14 protein-coding genes are annotated in these 18,032 nt (G+C 70.8%); 4 read left to right on the forward strand and 10 right to left on the reverse strand.

What is annotated here, in order from left to right; all coding sequences use genetic code 11:
* Positions 1–13 precede the first annotated feature (13 nt).
* From QA861_RS38400 to QA861_RS38410, 3 genes are all read right to left on the reverse strand, one after another.
* Positions 14–1,279, reverse strand: coding sequence for an NAD(P)/FAD-dependent oxidoreductase (locus QA861_RS38400; RefSeq protein WP_334593423.1), 1,266 nt, complete (start codon positions 1,277–1,279; stop codon positions 14–16).
* 255 nt (positions 1,280–1,534) lie between these two features.
* Positions 1,535–2,908 carry a deoxyguanosinetriphosphate triphosphohydrolase gene (locus QA861_RS38405; RefSeq protein WP_334593424.1) on the reverse strand — a complete coding sequence of 458 codons (1,374 nt, stop codon included), beginning with the start codon at positions 2,906–2,908 and terminating at the stop codon, positions 1,535–1,537.
* 122 nt (positions 2,909–3,030) lie between these two features.
* Positions 3,031–3,939, reverse strand: a complete 909-nt coding sequence (locus tag QA861_RS38410) for a sirohydrochlorin chelatase (protein WP_334593425.1) — start codon at positions 3,937–3,939, stop codon at positions 3,031–3,033.
* 307 nt (positions 3,940–4,246) lie between these two features.
* On the opposite strand from QA861_RS38410, the gene QA861_RS38415 reads away from it, so the two are divergent.
* Positions 4,247–4,906, forward strand: a complete 660-nt coding sequence (locus QA861_RS38415; RefSeq protein WP_334593426.1) for a SanA/YdcF family protein — start codon at positions 4,247–4,249, stop codon at positions 4,904–4,906.
* Between the two features lie 107 nt (positions 4,907–5,013).
* On the forward strand, positions 5,014–7,212 hold the full coding sequence (locus QA861_RS38420; protein ID WP_334593427.1) for a molybdopterin oxidoreductase family protein: 2,199 nt from the start codon (positions 5,014–5,016) through the stop codon (positions 7,210–7,212).
* 25 nt (positions 7,213–7,237) lie between these two features.
* On the opposite strand, the gene QA861_RS38425 is transcribed toward QA861_RS38420, so the two are convergent.
* From QA861_RS38425 to QA861_RS38455, 7 genes are all read right to left on the reverse strand, one after another.
* Entirely contained in the window at positions 7,238–8,428 is a 1,191-nt protein-coding gene (locus tag QA861_RS38425; RefSeq protein ID WP_334593429.1) for a cytochrome P450, read from the reverse strand.
* Positions 8,429–8,649: 221 nt separating this feature from the next.
* Complete coding sequence (locus tag QA861_RS38430; protein ID WP_334593431.1) at positions 8,650–10,062, reverse strand: alkaline phosphatase family protein; 1,413 nt, start codon at positions 10,060–10,062, stop codon at positions 8,650–8,652.
* 19 nt (positions 10,063–10,081) lie between these two features.
* Positions 10,082–11,248: a metabolite traffic protein EboE gene (eboE, locus tag QA861_RS38435; protein WP_334593432.1), complete on the reverse strand. Its 1,167-nt coding sequence runs from the start codon at positions 11,246–11,248 to the stop codon at positions 10,082–10,084.
* Positions 11,249–11,255: 7 nt separating this feature from the next.
* Positions 11,256–12,122 carry a TatD family hydrolase gene (locus tag QA861_RS38440; protein ID WP_334593433.1) on the reverse strand — a complete coding sequence of 289 codons (867 nt, stop codon included), beginning with the start codon at positions 12,120–12,122 and terminating at the stop codon, positions 11,256–11,258.
* A gap of 2 nt (positions 12,123–12,124) precedes the next feature.
* Positions 12,125–12,817 carry an EboA domain-containing protein gene (locus QA861_RS38445; RefSeq protein ID WP_334593434.1) on the reverse strand — a complete coding sequence of 231 codons (693 nt, stop codon included), beginning with the start codon at positions 12,815–12,817 and terminating at the stop codon, positions 12,125–12,127.
* Positions 12,818–12,965: 148 nt separating this feature from the next.
* Positions 12,966–13,814 carry a sugar phosphate isomerase/epimerase family protein gene (locus tag QA861_RS38450; RefSeq protein WP_334593435.1) on the reverse strand — a complete coding sequence of 283 codons (849 nt, stop codon included), beginning with the start codon at positions 13,812–13,814 and terminating at the stop codon, positions 12,966–12,968.
* Between the two features lie 22 nt (positions 13,815–13,836).
* Positions 13,837–14,766 (reverse strand): SCO3242 family prenyltransferase, encoded by a 930-nt coding sequence (locus tag QA861_RS38455; protein ID WP_334593436.1) that lies wholly within the window; start codon positions 14,764–14,766, stop codon positions 13,837–13,839.
* A gap of 509 nt (positions 14,767–15,275) precedes the next feature.
* Here QA861_RS38455 and QA861_RS38460 point away from each other — a divergent pair.
* Together QA861_RS38460 and QA861_RS38465 are read left to right on the forward strand one after the other, a co-directional pair.
* A complete protein-coding gene (locus QA861_RS38460) occupies positions 15,276–16,937 on the forward strand; it encodes a M4 family metallopeptidase (RefSeq protein WP_334593438.1) in 1,662 nt (553 codons plus the stop codon).
* A gap of 198 nt (positions 16,938–17,135) precedes the next feature.
* A complete protein-coding gene (locus tag QA861_RS38465) occupies positions 17,136–17,933 on the forward strand; it encodes an SAM-dependent methyltransferase (RefSeq protein WP_334593440.1) in 798 nt (265 codons plus the stop codon).
* Positions 17,934–18,032 lie beyond the last annotated feature (99 nt).

An 18,032-nucleotide genomic window follows, 5' to 3' on the forward strand; every position in this document is an offset into this window, starting at 1 on the left:
GGCCCCGCCACGGCTACGGGACGAGGGTGTCCAGCGGTACGCGCGGGTCCGCCAGGGCCTCCGTGTCCAGCTGGGCCCGGGATCGGATGAGCTGCTGGATGGGCTCTGTGACGTCCCACACGTTCACGTTCATCCCGGCCAGCACCCGGCCCTCCTTCACCCAGAAGGCGATGAACTCGCGCTTGCCCGCGTCTCCCCGGATCACCACCTGGTCGTACGAGCCCGGGGGCGCCCAGCCCGAGTACTCCATGCCCATGTCGTACTGGTCGGAGAAGAAATAGGGCACGCGGTCGTACGTCGATTCGCGGCCCAGCATCGAGCGGGCCGCCGCCGGGCCGCCGTTGAGGGCGTTGGCCCAGTGTTCGACCCGCAGCCTGGTGTCGAACAGGGCGTGGTGGAAGGCGGCCACGTCACCGGCCGCGTAGATGTCGGGGTCGGAGGTGCGCAGGCGTTCGTCGACCTCGATGCCGCCGCCGTACGCGCGGTCGGCGAGGGTCAGGCCGGCCGCCTCCGCCAGTCCCGTGCGCGGCGCCGCCCCGATGGCCGCCAGGACGTCGTGGGCCGGGTGCTCCTCGCCGTCGTCCGTACGGGCCGCGAGGACCATGCCGTCCTGGCCGACGATCTCCGTCAGGCGGGCGCCGAAGTGGAAACGCACGCCGTGCTCGCGGTGCAGCTCGGCGAAGACATTGCCCAGCTCGGGGCCGAGGACCGAGTGCAGCGGGGTCGAGGACGGCTCGACGACGGTCACCTCGGCGCCGTACTCCCGCGCCGCCGCCGCGACCTCCAGGCCGATCCAGCCGGCGCCGGCGATCACGAGGTGGCCGTTGTCGCGGCCCAGGGCGGCCAGGACGCCCTTGAGGCGCTCGGCGTGCGCGAGGCGGCGCAGATGGTGGACGCCGGCCAGGCCCGTCCCGGGGATGTCGAGGCGGCGCGGCTCGGCGCCGGTGGCGATGAGCAGTTTGTCGTAGTTGACGAGGGTGCCGTCGTCGCCGAACCGGACCGTCTTCGCCGTACGGTCGATGGCGTCGACGGTCTGGCCGAGGTGGAGTTCGATGTCGTTGCGCGCGTACCAGGCGGGTTCGTGGACGAAGACGCTGTCGCGCTCCTCCTTGCCGAGGAGGTAGCCCTTGGAGAGCGGGGGTCGCTCGTACGGGTGGTCGCGTTCGTCGCAGATCAGTATCACGCGGCCCGTGAAACCCTCCGTCCGGAGCGTCTCGGCCGCCTTGGCGCCGGCCAGTCCGCCTCCGACGATGACGAATGTCTGATCCGCGTCGACCACTTCATGCCTCCTCGTAATAACGGATGCCACGTGTTGCCCGTGTCGCGTGATGCTCGTGTTCGTGTTCGTGCCTTGTGTACGGACGCCCCCTGGCGAGCGTCCCGCACGGAGTGTGATGGGGGAAGAGGGTGTGGCCCGATCAGGCCACGCAGGGTCACATTTGTGTCATATGCAGGCCGGATAGGGTCGGATATTGCTGGATACCGCGCCGGATACGGGTCATACAAGCCATAGGAGTCACAGGAGCCATAGGGGTCATATGCGGCCCGTCAGGCGGGCGTGCAGCGAACGCGCCGACGCGTCGGTGAGGGACGCGATCTGGTCGACGATCACCCGCTTGCGCGCCCTGTCGTCGGCCGCCTCGTCGAACAGCGCGCGGAACTGGGGGTCCAGGCCGTCCGGGGCCCGGGCGGTGAGGGCCTCGGCGAGTTCGGCGACGACGACACGCTGGTCCGCGCGGAGCAGTTCCTGTTCGGCGCGCTGCATCACGTACCGGTCGGCGACCGCCTTGAGGACCGCGCACTCCAGCCGCGCCGCGCGCGGGACGACCAGTTCCGCCGCGTACCGCGTGAGCCGGCCAGCGCCGTACGCCGCGCGCGTGGCGCCCTCCGCGGCCAGGCAGAAGCGGCCGATGAGCTGGCTGGTGGCGTCCTTCAGCCGGGCCTGGGCGACGGCCGTGCCGTCGTAGCCGTGCGGCCACCACTCCTGGTCGAGGAGGCGGTCGAGGGCCTCGGCGAGTTCGGCGGGGTCGGTGTCGGCGGCCACGTACCGACCGGTGGCGACCCGGAAGATCTCCTGGCGCTCGGGCTCGGCGTGCAGGCAGTTGGGGTCGATGTGCCCGGCGTGGAGGCCGTCCTCGACGTCGTGCACCGAGTACGCCACGTCGTCCGCCCAGTCCATGACCTGGGCCTCGAAGGTCGTACGCGTACCGGGGGCGCCCTGGCGGACCCAGTCGAAGACCGGCCGGTCGTCGTCGTAGACACCGAACTTCGGGGACGCCGGGTCGGTGGGGTGCGCGCCGCGCGGCCAGGGGTACTTGGTGGCGGCGTCGAGGGTGGCCCGGGTGAGGTTGAGGCCCACGCTGACCAGTTCACCGGTGGTTCCGGATTCGCCCGTGGCTTCGAGACGTGCGCGGTTGACGAAGCGCTTCGGTTCGATCCGGGTGAGGAGTCTGAGGGACTGGGCGTTGCCCTCGAAGCCGCCGCAGTCCGCCGCGAACTCGTTGAGGGCCTGTTCGCCGTTGTGCCCGAAGGGCGGGTGGCCGAGGTCGTGCGAGAGACAGGCCGCTTCGACGAGGTCGGGATCGCAGCCGAGGGCGGCGCCCAGTTCGCGGCCGACCTGGGCGCATTCCAGGGAGTGCGTGAGGCGGGTGCGGGGGCTGGCGTCCCAGATCTGACTGCGGGTGCCAGGGGTCACGACCTGGGTCTTGCCTGCGAGCCGTCGTAGGGCCGAGGAGTGCAGTACGCGGGCGCGGTCGCGTTGGAAGGCGGTGCGGCCGGGGCGTTTGTCGGGCTCGGCGGCCCAGCGGGCGACTGCCGTCGGGGCGTAGGCGGTGGGGGTGGTGTCGTTTTCGGGGGGTTGGGGGGTGTGGGTGCTGTTGGTGCCTGTGCCTGTACTTGTGCCTTCCATGGTTCGACAGTAAGGGCAGGAACTGACAATTTGGGCGTGTGGATGCGCCTGCGCGTCTGCCGGGGGTTGTTTCGTTCGCGGGTGCGGGTCCGTTGTGGCTTGTCGCGCGGTTCCTCGCGCCCCTAGATAGCGGGCGCCAGTTCTCTCGCTGCCGGCGATTCCTGGGTCGCTGTTGCCTGGTCGTAGCGGTGGAGGATGAGGTCGGCCATTGCCGGGTGGGCGCCCAGGGGGGCCGCGGCGATCCAGGGGGCGGCCTCGGCGCACTCCGTGGCGAAGCGGCCCGGGGCCGTGAAGTACGAGGCCACGGCGACCCGGTGGCGGCCTCGGGCGGCCAGGGCGCGGACGGCGGCGGGGACGCTCGGCGCGGCGGTGGTGGCGTACGCGGGTACGACGGGCACGCCCAGGCGTTCGGCGAGGAGCTGGGCGGTGCGGTGGGTGTCGATGTCCGAGTCGGGGTCGCGGGAACCCGCGGCGGCGAGGACGACCGCGCTCGACCGGCGCTGCTCGGCGGTCATCCGGTCGCGCCAGCCGGCCTCGACGAGGCGGGCGTGCAGGGTCTCGACGAGCAGGGGGTGCGGACCGAGGGGGGTGGCCACGCGCGTGCGTGCCGATGCCGCCGCGGCCATCTCCGGGATGTCGTGCTTGACGTGGTAGCCGCGGCTGAGCAGCAACGGTACGAGGACGGCCTCGGCGGTGCCGAGTCCCGCGAGCGTGTCCGGGAGCAGGGGCGCGTTCAGCTCGATGTGCCCCAGGTGCACGGCCAGGTCGGGGCGCAGTGCGCGGACGCGTTCGGCGAGCGCGCCCACGGTGCTCAGGGCGCGCGGGTCGCGGCTGCCGTGGCCCACGAGGACGAGGGCGGGCGGGGCGGGGCGACGGCTGCCGTCGAGTGCGACGAGGCTGAGCCGGCTGCCGAGCCGGCTGGTGATCCGGTCCATGATGTGCGCCGAACTGTCGAGGTGGGCGCCTCCGGGGGGCCGGGGGCTCTGCGGGGGCTGCTGGGACTCGTCGTGTGGAGGGGGCGAGGCCGTCATGTACCGATCGTGACGGTACGAGGTTGCCACGCCGTTGCGCAGTGATGACGGGTCTTTTCCGGGGGTTCACGGTGCGGGGCAAGGGGTGTGTGAGGTGGTTTGACCTGCGGTTTCCTGCGGGCGAGTGAAGCTGGTCACGCCGAGGGCGGCGAACCGGGGCGGTGTCGGGGGCGTCTTTCTTGATCGAAGGCCACCTGGGAGGACCCGTGCGATGAGCAGTCCGATGAGCAGTCCGAAGGCGCGCAGACGGTTGTTGTCGCCGACCTGGGCGCGGCGTGTTTGGGGCCGGGTTCGCGTGCGGGTTCGGATGCCTCGTACGAGGGCCGGTCAGCGGCGGGCCGTGCAGGTCGTGATGTCGCTGTGCGTGCTGGCGTTGCTCCCCTCCACGTGGATGTTCGTCGCCACGGGCGACCGGCTGCGCGATGTGTCGGACGTGCCACGTACCAATGTCGCCGTCGTCTTCGGTGCCGGGTTGTGGGGCGGGGAGCCGTCCCCCTATCTCGCGCACCGGCTGGACGCGGCGGCGGAGCTGTACCGGGCCGGGCGGGTCAGAGTGGTCCTCGTCACCGGGGACAACAGCCGGCAGGACTACGACGAGCCGGACGCGATGCGGGCGTATCTGACGCGGCACGGGGTGCCGGACGGGCGGATCGTGAGCGACTACGCCGGGTTCGACACCTGGGACTCCTGCGTCCGGGCGAAGAAGATCTTCGGGGTCGACCGGGCCGTGCTGATCAGTCAGGGCTTCCATATTCGTCGTGCGGTCGCGTTGTGCGAGGCGGCGGGGGTGGAGTCGTACGGGGTCGGGGTCGAGGCCAAACATGACGTGACCTGGTACTACGGCGGGGCGCGGGAGATCCTCGCGGCGAGCAAGGCGGCATTGGACGCGGTGTTCAAGCCCGATCCGCGGTTCCTGGGGCCGGTGGAGGTGGGAGTCCAGCGCGCGTTGCGGGTGGACGCGGGCTGAGCGGCGGGGGACCTCACCGGCGTCCTCGGTCCCCCGGGAGGTCCCCGTGCCTGCTGTGTAACGGGGTGCGTTCCGGGGTGTAACACGGGCGCCGCACGCTGGGCGGTATGGAGACCTCCGTGACGCCCACGCACTGCCCGTACTGCGCCCTGCAGTGCGGTATGAACCTCACGCCGGTCGCGGGCGGGGGCGTCACGGTCTCCGAGCGCGTCGACTTCCCGGTGAACCGTGGCGCCCTGTGCGGCAAGGGGCGCACCGCGCCCGCGCTGCTGTCGCCGGCGCTGCGGCTGACCGAGCCGCTCGTCCGGCGTGACGGGGTCCTCGTGCCCGCCTCCTGGGAGGAGGCGCTGGACCGGGTCGCCGAGGGACTGACCCGCACGCGTACGGAGCATGGCCCGGACGCGTGCGGTGTCTTCGGCGGCGGTGGGCTGACGAACGAGAAGGCCTACGCGCTCGGCAAGTTCGCGCGGGTCGTCCTCCAGACCTCCCAGATCGACTACAACGGGCGTTTCTGCATGTCCTCCGCCGCCGCTGCCGGGAACAAGGCGTTCGGGATCGACCGGGGGCTGCCCTTCCCGATGGAGGACATTCCCAAGACCGGCTGCGTCATCCTCGTCGGCTCCAATCTCGCCGAGACCATGCCGCCCGCCCTCCGCTACTTCGCCGAGCTCAAGGAGAACGGGGGGACGCTGATCGTCATCGATCCGCGTCGGACCCGTACCGCCGAACAGGCCGACCTGCATCTCGCGCCGCGTCCGGGCACCGATCTCGCCCTCGCCCTGGGCCTGTTGCACCTGATCGTGTCCCAGGGGCGCACCGACGAGGCGTTCATCGAGGAGCGGACCAGCGGCTGGGAGGAGACGCGGGCGGCGGCGATGGCCCACTGGCCGGAGTACGTGGAGCGGATCACCGGGGTGCCTGTTCCCCAACTCCGGGAAGCTGTACGGATGTTCTGCGAGCCGTCCGCCGCCATGGTGCTCACGGCTCGCGGACCCGAGCAGCAGTCCAAGGGGACGGACACGGTGGGGGCGTGGATCAACCTGTGCCTGGCGACCGGGCGTTCGGGGCGGCCCTACTCCGGATACGGGTGCCTGACCGGGCAGGGCAACGGGCAGGGCGGTCGTGAACACGGTCAGAAAGCCGACCAGTTGCCCGGCTATCGCAAGCTGACCGACCCGGAGGCGCGGCGCCATGTGGCCGGCGTGTGGGGCGTCGACCCCGACTCGCTGCCCGGGCCCGGGCTGAGCGCGTACGAGCTGCTCGACGCGCTCGGCTCCGACATCCGTTCGCTGCTGCTGATGGGGTCCAACCCGGTGGTGTCCGCACCCCGGGCCGCGCACATCCAACAGCGCCTGGAGTCATTGGACTTCCTCGCTGTCGCGGATGTCGTGCTGTCCGAGACGGCCGCGCTCGCCGATGTCGTCCTCCCGGTGACCCAGTGGGCGGAGGAGACCGGGACGACCACCAATCTGGAGGGTCGGGTGCTGCTGCGCCGGCAGGCCGTCACTCCCCCGGACGGTGTCCGCAGCGACCTGTACGTCCTGCACCAACTCGCCGCCCGCGCCGGGGTGGAGAAGGGGTTCCCGGTCGACCCCGAGGAGGTCTTCGAGGAGTTGCGCCGGGCCAGCGCGGGTGGGATCGCCGACTACTCGGGGATCACCTACCGGCGGCTCGCCGAGGAGAACGGCGTCTTCTGGCCGTGCCCGGCATTGGAGGAGCGGGAGGACGGGCGAGACGTTCCGTCTCAGGTGCGAGATGTTCCGTCTCCGGTGAAAGACGCTCAGCCGGAGGCGCGGGATGGTCAACCGCAGGTGCGGGACGACCGGCCACTGTCAGCGCCGCATCCCGGTTCCCCCCGTCTCTTCCTCGACCGGTTCGCCACCGAGGACGGGCGGGCCCGGTTCGCGCCCGTGACGTACCGGGCGATCGCCGAGGAGCCCGACGCCGAGTACCCGGTGCTGCTGACCACCGGGCGGGTCGTGGCCCAGTACCAGTCCGGGGCCCAGACGCGGCGCGTCGACGAGCTGAACGCCGCCGCGCCCGGACCGTTCGTGGAACTGCACCCCCGGCTCGCCGCGCGGCTGGGGGCCGGCGAGGGGGATGCCATCGCCGTGGTGTCGCGGCGTGGGCGGGCGGTGGCGCCGGCGCGGATCACCACCTCGATCCGCCCCGACACCGTCTTCATGCCCTTCCACTGGCCGGGCGAGGGCCGGGCCAACACGCTGACCAATCCGGCCCTCGACCCGACCTCACGGATGCCGGAGTTCAAGGCGTGCGCGGTACGGCTGGAGACCGTACGCCCTTGAGTGGCAGGTGAGTTGGGGCGGCCTGCTACCAGGTGACCGGGAGGCTGCGTACGCCGTGGACCGCGCGTCCCTCGTGGGCGTTCGCCTCCGCCGGGGCCGTCAGCCGTAGCGTCGGCAGTCGGCGGAACAGGGCGGGCAGGGCGATCTGGAGTTCGGCGCGGGCCAGGGCCTGGCCGAGGCAGTTGTGCAGGCCGTGGCTGAACGTCAGATGCTGCTGAGTGTCCCGGGTGATGTCGAAGGTGTCCGGGTCGGCGAAGGAGCGGGGGTCGCGGTTCGCGGCCTGCAGCGAGACGACGACACCTTCACCGGCCCGTATGGTGACGCCGCCGATCTCCACGTCCTCGGTGGCGATGCGCCGCATCCCGATGTGAACGACCGTGAGGTAGCGCAGCAGTTCCTCGATCGCCCCCGGCACCAGCTCCGGATCGGCTTGCAGGGCCGCGAGTTGGGTGGGATGGGCCAGCAGGGTCACCGCGCCGAGCGACAGCATGCTCGCCGTCGTCTCGTGGCCCGCGATGAGCAGCATCACGGCGAGTCCGGCCGCTTCGGCGGGGGTTGCCTCGCCGGTGGCGACACGTTCGGACGCGAGCCTGCTCAGCAGATCGTCGCCGGGGTCGGCGGTCTTGGCCGCGAGGAGTTCCATGAGGTAGCCGAACAGTGCTCCCCAGCCCGCCCGCATCGCCTCGGGTCCGTCGGTCACGGTGGCGAAGGCGGCGGCGTGGCGGTGGATGAACTCCCGGTCCGTGTACGGCACTCCGAGGAGTTCGCAGATGACGAGCAGCGGGAGCGGCAGGGTGAAGTGCTCCACCAGATCGACGTCCGGTCCCTTTGCCACCAGGTCGTCGATGAGCCGGTCGGTCAACTGCTGGATCGACGGCCGCAGTTCCTCCGTGCGGCGAAAGGTGAAGTCCGGGATCAGCAGTCGGCGCAGCCGGGTGTGGTCGGGCGCGTCCATGGCGAAGAGCTGGCCCGGGGTGGGCGGCGGCGGAGTCGGCTGCAGCCCGGGGAACCCCTCCCGGCGGTTCTCCGAGCTGAAACGGGCGTCCGCCAGAACGGCACGAGCGTCCTCGTGCCGGGTGACCAGCCAGGGGGTGTTGCCGCCCCAGAGCGCGATACGGCTGAGCCGACCATGATCGCGCAACAGGGCGTATTCGGCGGGCGGATCGAGCAGGGCGGTGCGCTGCATGGGCAGCGGGGGGAAAGGGGTTTCAGACATGGTGGGGGTCTCCGCGTGGTGGGGGTCAGGGGTGCGGGGAAGGGGGTGCGTGAAAGAGGGGCGACGGCGTGGCTCTGTGGTCGGGGGCGAGGCGCGGTCGTCGGGGCGCACGGCGACGGCTGTGCCGGAGGCACACCCGGTGCACCCCAACGTGACCTGCGCCTGGACCTGGACCTGGGCCTGGACCTGCGGTGAGGCCCGTGCCCAGGCGCCGCCCGTCCCTAGGCGTCGTCGGTGGGTGTGGTCGGGGGCAGGCCGGCGAGTTTCAGAAGCAGGCCCTTGACCTCGGTCGCGGCGATGGTCTTGGTGCTGTGCTCGGGTTCGGAGCACAGGAGTACGGGGCCGTGGTCGGGGTCGCTCGGGAGGCGGCCGTGGCTGCCTCGGACGCCCGAGGGGTCCAGCGGGACCGTCTGGAGGCGGTAGCGGAACCCGAGCTTCTTGCGGGCGAGTTGACCTGCCGCATGCAGTTTCACCGTCGGGACGGTGTCGTCCCACAGCAGTTCGGCGGGGTCGTAGCCGGGCTTGCGGTGGATCTCGACCTGACGGGCGAAGTCGGGGGCCCGGTCGTCGTCCAGCCAGTAGTAGTACGTGAACCAGCTGTCGGCGTCCGCCACCGCGACCAGCTCTCCCGAGCGCTCGTGGTCCAGCCCCTGCGCCGCCTTGCCCATCTCGCCCAACACCTGGTCCACACCGTCGAGTTCACTGAGCACCTTGGCGACTTCGCGGACGTCGGCCGGATCCCGGACATAGACGTGTGCCACCTGGTGGTCGGCGACGGCGAAGGCGCGGGAGGTCCAGGGGTCGAGGTACTCCATGCCGTCCTGGGTGTGTACCTCCAGCAGTCCGGCCCGGCGCAGGGCCCGGTTGATGTCCACGGGGCGGGACACCGGGGTGATGCCGTACTCGCTCAGGGCCACGACAGTGGCGCCGGCGGCGAGGAAGTGGTCGATCAACGGGCGCAGGGCGTCGTCGAGTTGGCGGGCGGCGCGGAGGGACTCCTCGGACTGGGGGCCGGATCGCTGGGGTTCGTAGTCCATCTGCGGGATGTAGACGAGGGTCAGGTCGGGGTCGTGTTCGTCGAATATCTGGCGGGCGGCGCCCAGGATCCACTGGGTGGAGGGCATGCCGGCGTTCGGGCCCCAGTAGGTGAACAGGGGGAAGGGGCCGAGGCGTTCGGTGAGTTCGTCGTGCAGGGAGGGTGGCCAGGTGTAGCAGTCGGGTTCCTTGCGGCCGTCGGAGTAGTAGATCGGGCGCGGGGTCACCGTCCAGTCGACGTCGGCGCCCATGGCGTACCACCAGCAGATGTTGGCGACCTTGTAGCCGGGCGACCGCTTTCGGGCCGCGTCCCAGATCTTCTCGCCGCCGACCAGAGCGTTGTGCTGCCGCCAGAGGAGGACGTCCCCGAGGTCGCGGAAGTACCAGCCGTTGGCCACGGCACCGTGTGTGGAGGGGAGTTCGCCGGTGAGGAAGGTCGACTGGGCGGTGCAGGTGACGGCCGGGAGTGTGGTGCCGAGGGGTGCCTGGAAGCCGCGGTCGCCGAGCGCGGCGACGGCCGGCATGTGCCGTAGAAGGGCGGGGGTGAGGCCGACGATATCGAGGACGACGAGTCGGTTGGCGTTCGGGATCTCGGTCATGAGCAGTTCCTTGGGACGGTCACGAGTGGTCCTCTTTCAGGCCGAGACCGGTCAACCGGTCGCGGGCCCAGGCGAGTTCGGCGGCAATACCGGCGGCCAGGTCGGCGGGTGGGCGGGGCAGGACGGACCAGGTGTAGGTCTCGACCTCGATGTGGTCGCATACGGCGCTCGGTCCGCCGAGAAGTCCGTCCAGGACAGCGGTGAGTTGGTCGGTGGTGGTACGGAGGGGTGCTTCGGGCTCGGCGTGCAGCGGGGCGTGGAAGTGTGTGCGCCAGGGGCTGCCGGTGCCCGATGCCGGAAGCCTGTCAGCGTCCAGGGCGTCCGGCAGGTCGTCGACACCGACTACCGCGCCCTCGTCGACCGTTCGGGTCTGGTGCAGGAACCGTCGCTCGGCCAGTTCACGCAGGGCGGCGCGGGCGCGCGGGTCGGTGGGGTCGGGGGCCTCGACCGCGCAGGACGCCTGGAGCTTGACGACCGGCAGACCGGCGTCGGTGAGCCGCCCGAGTGCCGCGCCGGGCTCCTCGAACTGGACGGCGAGATGGCAGGCGTCCAGGCAGACGCCGAGATAGTCGTGGTCGACGTCGGCGAACTCCCGTACCGCCTGGGTGGTGGTCTCCACGACACACCCCGGCTCCGGTTCGAAGCCGACTCGGATACGACGCCCGGCGCTCGACTCCAACATCGCGAGTCCTGACGCCAGTTGGTCCAGTGCGCGGCGTGCCGCGTCCGCGCGCTCCGTCGGCCACGGGGTGCGCCAGCCGAGCGGAAGGGTGGAGACGCTGCCGCGTCGGGCGTCGTCGGGGAGGAGGGCCGCGAGAACTCGGGCGCAGTCGAGGGTGTAGGTGAGGCGGGCCGGGTCGGCCCAGTCCGGGAGGTAGACGTCCTTCTTGACGACCTCGCGGTGGAACCCCTCGTACGGGAAGGCGTTGAGGGTGACCGTCTCCAGGCCGCGCGCCGCGAGCTCGCCCTTGAGGGATGTCAACGCCCGCTCGTCGGCGGCAAGTTCGGTGACGGCGGTACGGGCCAGCCAGAGCCCGATGCCGAGGCGGCCGACGCCGAGCCGTTCCCGTACGGGTTCGGCGTGGGCGCCGAGCTGGGCGATGACCCCGGCGAGGTCCTCGGCCTGGTGGACGTTGCTGCAGTACGCGAGGTGGACGGGGGTGCCGTCGGGGTGGAGGAAGCGCACGGGCTACTCACTCTCCCCCGCGCCGGATGGAATTGCCCTCGAACGACGACGTCTCGTCGGGCTTCGGCGCACCGTCCCTGTCGTCCAGGTCCAGGTGTCCGCTCTGGCCGTAGAAGGCGACGGGATTGCGCCACAGGACGCGGTCGACGTCGTCGTCCGTGAAACCGTCGGCGAGCATGGCGTCACCCGTCTTGCGGGTCTTCAGGGGGTCCGAACTCCCCCAGTCCGCAGCAGAGTTGATCATGACGCGGTCGAGCCCGTGCTCCTGGAGGATGCGGACCATGCGGTCCTCGCTCATCTTCGTCCTCGGGTACACGGAGAAGCCCGCCCAGCAGCCGCTGTCGAGGACCATGCCCACCGTCAGCTCGTTCAGATGGTCCAGGACGACGAGTTCGGGGGCGATGCCCGACTCCCGTACGACGTCCAGGGTCCGTCTGGTCCCGGCCGCCTTGTCGCGGTGCGGAGTGTGGACGAGGGCCGGCAGGCCGTGCTCGACGGCGAGTTGGAGCTGACGGGCGAGGGCCTCGTCCTCCTCCTTGGTCATCGAGTCGTAGCCGATCTCGCCGACGGCGACGACCTGGTCCTTGGCGAGGTAGCGGGGCAGTTCGTCCAGGACGGGAAGGCAACGCGGGTCGTTCGCCTCCTTCGGGTTGAGGGCGATCGTGCAGAAGTGCTGGATGCCGAACTGGGCCGCCCGGTACGGCTCCCAGCCGAGCAGCGAGTCGAAGTAGTCGTAGAAGGTGTCGGGTGAGGTGCGGGGCTGGCCGAGCCAGAAGGCGGGCTCGACGACGGCCCGGACCCCGGCCGCGTACATCGCCTCGTAGTCGTCGGTGGTGCGCGAGGACATGTGGATGTGGGGGTCGAAGATGCGCATGGTCACACCGTTTCGTCGATGGTGGTGACGCCGGTGGTGTTGACGTCGAAGGCGGTGAAGTCGGTGGTGGTGACGTCAGCCGCGGTCAGGCCAGTGGTGGTGAAGGGGCGTACGAGAGAGGCGATGTCCTCGGGTACGGGGCGCCCGGCCGCCGTCCGCTCGCGGGCGAAGTCGGTGAGCATGCGGGCGAGTTCGGCGTCGGACCGGTCGTCGAGTCCGGCGACGCGGGTGAGCGGGATCTCGCAGAACACGCACTTCAGGACGGCCTGGCGGTACTCGTCCGCAGGGAGGTGAGCCGCCGCGTAGGGGCCGAGGGCGGCCTCGATCAGCGTGGTGTCGTTGCCGCGCAGGGTCTGTCGTACGAGGTCCAGGAACCGGCCGGTCCCGTCCCGGTCGAGCTGGGGCAACGCCCTGAGGACGGCGCGTTGTTCGGCGGGGTCGCCGTAGCGGTGCAGCGCTGCCACCTCGTCGACGAGTGCCTGGCCGTGAAGAGGCAGGGCGGCCAGCAGCAGGGCACGGGCGGCCTCGTCGACGGTCCGGCCGTCGGGCAGCGGGGCACGTCCGCAGTTGCGGCGGACGGCGGGGAAGAGGGCTCGGATGGTGGTGGGGGCGGCGGCGACTTCGGCCAGGGCCGTATCGAGCCAGGCGCGGGCTTCGGGGGTGAGGGCAACGGGGTCTGAGTCGGAAAGAGGCATACGGCTCTCCAGGAAGGGAGTTGGAGAAGCGGGAACAGACGGAGGAGAGGGCGAGAGCGAGGAGAGGGGGGAGAGAAGAGGGAAAGGGGTGCCTGGGTATGTCGGAAAGGTGACACGGAACGCTCGTGAACCGCTGGCGGGTGGCCGCTCAGGAAGGGAGCAGGCTCCGGGCCTCGGCTCGGCGCAGGAACTCCAGGGAGCTGCGGGCGATGTCGGGGGCGTCCAGGGCGCCGCCCTGGATCTCGACGGACACCAGACCGCGGTGGCCTAGGTCGGTCAGCGCCGCCAGGACCGGCGGGAAGTCGATCTCGCCCGCGCCGAACTCCAGATGCCGGTGGACCCCGCGGACCATGTCCTCGATCTGGACGTTCAGCAGGTGCGGTGCGGCCAGGTCGACGCAGTCGAGCAGCGTCGGCTCCTCCACGCAGTGGGCGTGTCCGAGGTCGAGGGTGACACCCAACAGCTCATGTCCGCCGAGGAGTTCGCGCAGTCTCAGACACTTGGCGACCGTGTCGACGAACATGTGCGGCTCGGGCTCGAAGGCCAGGGCGACCCCGTATGCCTCCGCTGTCTCCAGCGCCGCCCCGACGCCGGCGGCCAGCCGCCGCCAGGCCTCCGTCTCCGGTATGCCGTCCGGGGCAGGCCCGCTGCACAACTGGACGGTGGGCGAGCCGAGTTCGGCGGAGATGCGGACGGCGCGCCGCAGCAGGTCGACACGGCGGTCCGGTTGGCCGGACATCAGCGTCGGCTGGTGCTTGGCCCAGGGGTCGAGGAAGTAGGGCGCCCCGGTCTCGACGGTGACGGTCAGCCCGAGACGCGCCAACCGCGCACGTACACCGGCGACTTGGCGGCCGAGGTCGTCGGCGTACGGGTCGAGGTGGTTGTGGTCGAGGGTGAGGGCGACACCGTCGTAGCCCAGGTCGGCGAGGATCCCGAGGACGTCGGAGAGGCGGTGGTGGGTGAACCCGTTGGTGCCGTAGCCGAATCTCAGGCCCATGGTGCGCCCTTCGTCGAATGGCTCATGTCGGGGACACCCGTCTCGCCAGGCGCTGTGCCACCGGGTGTACGGCACCCAGGAGCGCGGCGGCGACAGGCGCCCCCGCACGCGCCGTGAGCGCCGCCTGCAGCGGGACCATGGCGAGAATGCCCGCCCCCACCGCACGCCGGACGGAACTCCCGCGTGGATCGCGTACGGCACGCGCCTGCGCCCAGCCGTACGTCCCCAGGTAGGCGAGAACTCCGGCGGAGGCGACGGCGGTTCGGGCGATCTCCTCGCGTGGCACGGCTCGCCGGGGCGGCAGGAGCGCCGGGAGTACGGAAGGCAGCACCGTCGACAGTGCCGTGGCCGACGACACGGCGAGCGTCGTGGCGGGCAGCCGCGCGGGCGCGCCGGAGATCTCGTGGCGGCTGAGGGCGGTGAGCGTGTAGGTGTGCACCCCGGTGAGGAGGGCGGGGACGGCGCCGCGAGCGAGCGCGACGGCTGTGCCGCCGCCCCGGGCCCCGTGTGCCGGCGGACTGCCGCCACCCGCGACCGCACCCGCCAGCACGTCGAGCGCACGGGCACCCGCCATCGCCGCCGGACCGGCCGGAGTGGACTTCAACTTCAGGTCGTACGCCCAGATCAGCGCCGTCAGCGGCAGAGCGACGGCGAGTCCGCGTCGGCCGCCCGACACCGCGGCGAGGCCGAGGCCGGCGCCGGTCAGGCCGGTGGCGACGGTCAGTGCGGTCCGGCGCGGCACACGGCCGGAGGGCACCGGACGGGCGGGCCGCTCGACCGAGTCGACGGCGGCGTCGGCGTAGTCGTTGAGGGCCATTCCGGCCCAGTAGAGACAGACGGAGGAGGCCATCGCGCCGACCGTCCGAGGACCGAGAGGGCGGCCCGCCGCTGTCGCGCCCGCCAGGATGTCACCGGGGACACTGAGGGCGGCCGGGGCTCGGACCAGGCTCAACAGGTCGGAAAATGAAGGCGGTTGGGACCTGGTGCTTTGCGGGGGTTGTCGGGAACCGGCGGGGGGGAATGATTTCCGGTCACTCATGGCCACATCATTGCCGAAATGCGTGAAAGCCAATGGCATAAGTGGATGTTGATTCTTGTGACGAACGCGACAACAACACATCGTTGACAGGGACTTCACATTACTGACCCGTCGGCATCCTCACGGACAGGTCGCACGCGACGCACGCCGACGGGGCCGCCCGGGCTCAAGCAGGCTGCGGGCGCAGGAACTTCACGCCTCGGTGGCAGGGCTGCCACGACCGGCGGAAGACCTGGCCGGATACATACAGAGAGCGCACAGGGAACACACAACGCGCTATGGACATGCCATGTCATGGACCCTTAAATCTCAGTCAACATCCGCGTCCCCAACGCGCGTTGGACGTCACCAGTCCCTACCCGGCCTTCCACCACGTCCCGCCGCGCGTCCTCCCACCTGCTCGAACAAGCCCGAGGAGACCGATGAGTCGGACACAGCGCACCCCCCACGTTCAGCGCATCCGTGGTTCCCGTCTCGCCGCGGCGGGCACCACGGTCGGCGTCGCGGCCCTGTTGGCCGCCGCGCTCTCCCCCACCGCCGACGCGGCCGACAGACCGACCAGGGACACCGCGATCAAGAACGCGGTCACGGCACTCGCGGACCAGGCCACCCACCTGGGCCTGACCTCCCTGCAGAACACCAAGGTCCGGGACGTCATCGTCGACAAGGACGGCAGCCAGCACGTCCGTTACGACCGCACTTACCGTCAACTCCCCGTCCTAGGCGGCGACTTCGTGGTCCACCTGACTCCAGGAGGCGCCTACCGCAGCGCGAGCCGCGCCACGACCCGCCCGATATCCCTGGCCACGATCAGCCCCTCGGTGTCGGCTCCGAAGGCCGCCGACCTCGCGGTGTCGGCGCTGCGTGCGGCGAACCCGGGCGAGACTCTGAACAAGACAACTTCCAAGCCACAGCTGGTGGTTGACGCCCTGCACGGCACCCCGAAGCTCGCCTGGCAGACGAACGCGGTCGCGCTGGACTCGGCCGGCAACCCGGTCGCCCGGACCGTCCTGACCAACGCAAGGACCGGTGCCCAGATCGACGCCTGGGACAGCATCGAGACGGCGACGGGCGACGGCAAGTCCCTGTACGGCGGCACGGTCCCGCTGGAGACGACGCTCTCCGGATCGACGTACCAGCTGAAGGACCCGACGCGCGGCAACACGTACACGGGCGACGCCGAGAACGGCACCGACCTGTGCATCTTCGGCATCTGCATCCGCCGCGCCCCCGCCACGCTCTTCACGGACGCGGACAACCACTGGGGCACAGGCGCGACGGCCGACCGGGCCTCGGCGGCGGTGGACGCGCAGTACGGCACCGACGAGACCTGGGACTACTACAAGAACACGTTCGGCCGAAGCGGGATCAAGGGCAACGGGGTCGGCTCGTACAACCGCGTGCACTACGGCAGCAACTACAACAATGCGTTCTGGGACGACAGTTGCTTCTGCATGACGTACGGCGACGGCGACGGCACGACGTTCGGCCCACTGGTCTCGCTGGACGTGGCCGGGCACGAGATGACACACGGTGTGACGTCGTCGACGGCCAAACTGGCGTACTCGGGCGAGTCGGGCGGCCTCAACGAGGCGACGTCGGACATCTTCGGGACGCTGGTGGAGTTCAACGCGGCCAACTCCACTGATCCCGGGGACTACTTGATCGGTGAGAAGGTCGTCAGGTCGGGCTTCGGCAAGACGGCGCTGCGCTACATGGACCAGCCGTCGAAGGACACCAAGTCGGCCAACTGCTGGAGTTCGGCCGTCGGAAGCCTGGACGTCCACTACTCCTCGGGCGTGGCGAACCACTTCGCGTACCTCCTCGCGGAGGGCAGCGGCGCCAAGTCACTGAACGGCGTCGACTACAACTCCCCGACGTGCAACGGCTCCACGGTCGCGGGCATCGGCCGGGCCAAGCTGGGCGCGATCTGGTACAAGGCGCTGACCACGTACATGACGTCCTCCACGAACTACGCGGGCGCGCGCACGGCCACGCTGAACGCGGCGCGGGACCTGTACGGGGCGAGCAGCACGGAGTACGCCGCGGTGGGCGCGGCATGGAGTGCGGTGTCGGTGGGCTGACGGCCGTAGCCCAGCGCGTGTGACGGGTGGCCACCCCGGAAGGACCAGGGGGTGGCCACCCGGTCGCTGCCGTGTCGCCGACTCACCCACACGGCGACAAGGCGACACGGAATACGTACGGAATACGTATCGTCGGCTCGGACGTTAAGTTGAACCTTGCACGAAGGCGTCCGTTACGGCCGAGGAGACGATGCCGGCATGTCCGAATCCGAACAGAGAATCGATACTTCGGTACCGCACTCCGCCCGTATCTGGAACTACTGGCTGGGCGGCAAGGACAACTACCCCGTCGACGAGGCGGCCGGCAACGCGTACACGGCCGTGTTCCCCGGCATCGTCACGATCGCGCGCAGCAGCCGAGCCTTCCTGGGCCGGACGATCCGCCACCTCGCCGAGGAGGCGGGCATCCGCCAGTTCCTGGACGTCGGCACCGGCCTGCCGACGGTGGACAACACGCACGAGGTGGCCCAGTCGGTCGCCCCCGACGCGCGCATCGTCTACGTGGACCACGACCCGCTGGTCCTGACCCACGCTCGAGCCCTCCTCACATCGACCCCCGAAGGCGCGACGGACTACGTGGACGCCGACCTGTACGACACGGAACGCATCCTGGCGTCGGCGGCGAAGACCCTCGACCTGACCCGGCCGACCGCCCTGATCCTGAGCGGCATCCTGGGCCACGTGGCGGACTACGAGGCGGCCCGCGGAATCGTCCGCGCCCTGATGGCGGGCCTCCCGCCGGGCAGCTACCTCTCCCTGAACGAGGGCTCGCGCGGCACCGACCCCACCTACGAACAGGCGCAGGACGCGTACAACGAGACGGGCGCGGTGCCGTATTTCCTACGGCCCGTGGAGCAGATCGAGGCGTACTTCGAGGGGCTCGATCTGGTGGAGCCTGGGGTGGTCTCGGTGCCGCTGTGGCGACCCGAGGCGAGCGCGTCCGGGGTGGCGGCGCTGGCCATCGGCCAGCACGGGGGGTTGGGGCGGAAGCCCTGACACGAGCCGTTTCCGTTACGGATGTTCCGGCGCGCCGAGTACGGCTACGGCTACGGCTCGGCGCGCCGGAGTGGTGAGTGACGGCGACCTGTGACCTGT

This window comes from Streptomyces sp. B21-083, from assembly GCF_036898825.1.
Taxonomy (GTDB): Bacteria; Actinomycetota; Actinomycetes; order Streptomycetales; family Streptomycetaceae; genus Streptomyces.

Excerpts from the sequence above, each read along its gene's own strand:
- QA861_RS38405 (WP_334593424.1), bottom strand. The coding sequence starts at position 2,908 with ATGGAAGGCACAAGTACAGGCACAGGCACCAACAGCACCCACACCCCC.
- QA861_RS38410 (WP_334593425.1), bottom strand. The coding sequence starts at position 3,939 with ATGACGGCCTCGCCCCCTCCACACGACGAGTCCCAGCAGCCCCCGCAG.
- QA861_RS38415 (WP_334593426.1), top strand. The coding sequence starts at position 4,247 with ATGCCTCGTACGAGGGCCGGTCAGCGGCGGGCCGTGCAGGTCGTGATG.
- QA861_RS38420 (WP_334593427.1), top strand. The coding sequence starts at position 5,014 with ATGGAGACCTCCGTGACGCCCACGCACTGCCCGTACTGCGCCCTGCAG.
- QA861_RS38425 (WP_334593429.1), bottom strand. The coding sequence starts at position 8,428 with ATGTCTGAAACCCCTTTCCCCCCGCTGCCCATGCAGCGCACCGCCCTG.
- QA861_RS38430 (WP_334593431.1), bottom strand. The coding sequence starts at position 10,062 with ATGACCGAGATCCCGAACGCCAACCGACTCGTCGTCCTCGATATCGTC.
- QA861_RS38440 (WP_334593433.1), bottom strand. The coding sequence starts at position 12,122 with ATGCGCATCTTCGACCCCCACATCCACATGTCCTCGCGCACCACCGAC.
- QA861_RS38445 (WP_334593434.1), bottom strand. The coding sequence starts at position 12,817 with ATGCCTCTTTCCGACTCAGACCCCGTTGCCCTCACCCCCGAAGCCCGC.
- QA861_RS38450 (WP_334593435.1), bottom strand. The coding sequence starts at position 13,814 with ATGGGCCTGAGATTCGGCTACGGCACCAACGGGTTCACCCACCACCGC.
- QA861_RS38460 (WP_334593438.1), top strand. The coding sequence starts at position 15,276 with ATGAGTCGGACACAGCGCACCCCCCACGTTCAGCGCATCCGTGGTTCC.
- QA861_RS38465 (WP_334593440.1), top strand. The coding sequence starts at position 17,136 with ATGTCCGAATCCGAACAGAGAATCGATACTTCGGTACCGCACTCCGCC.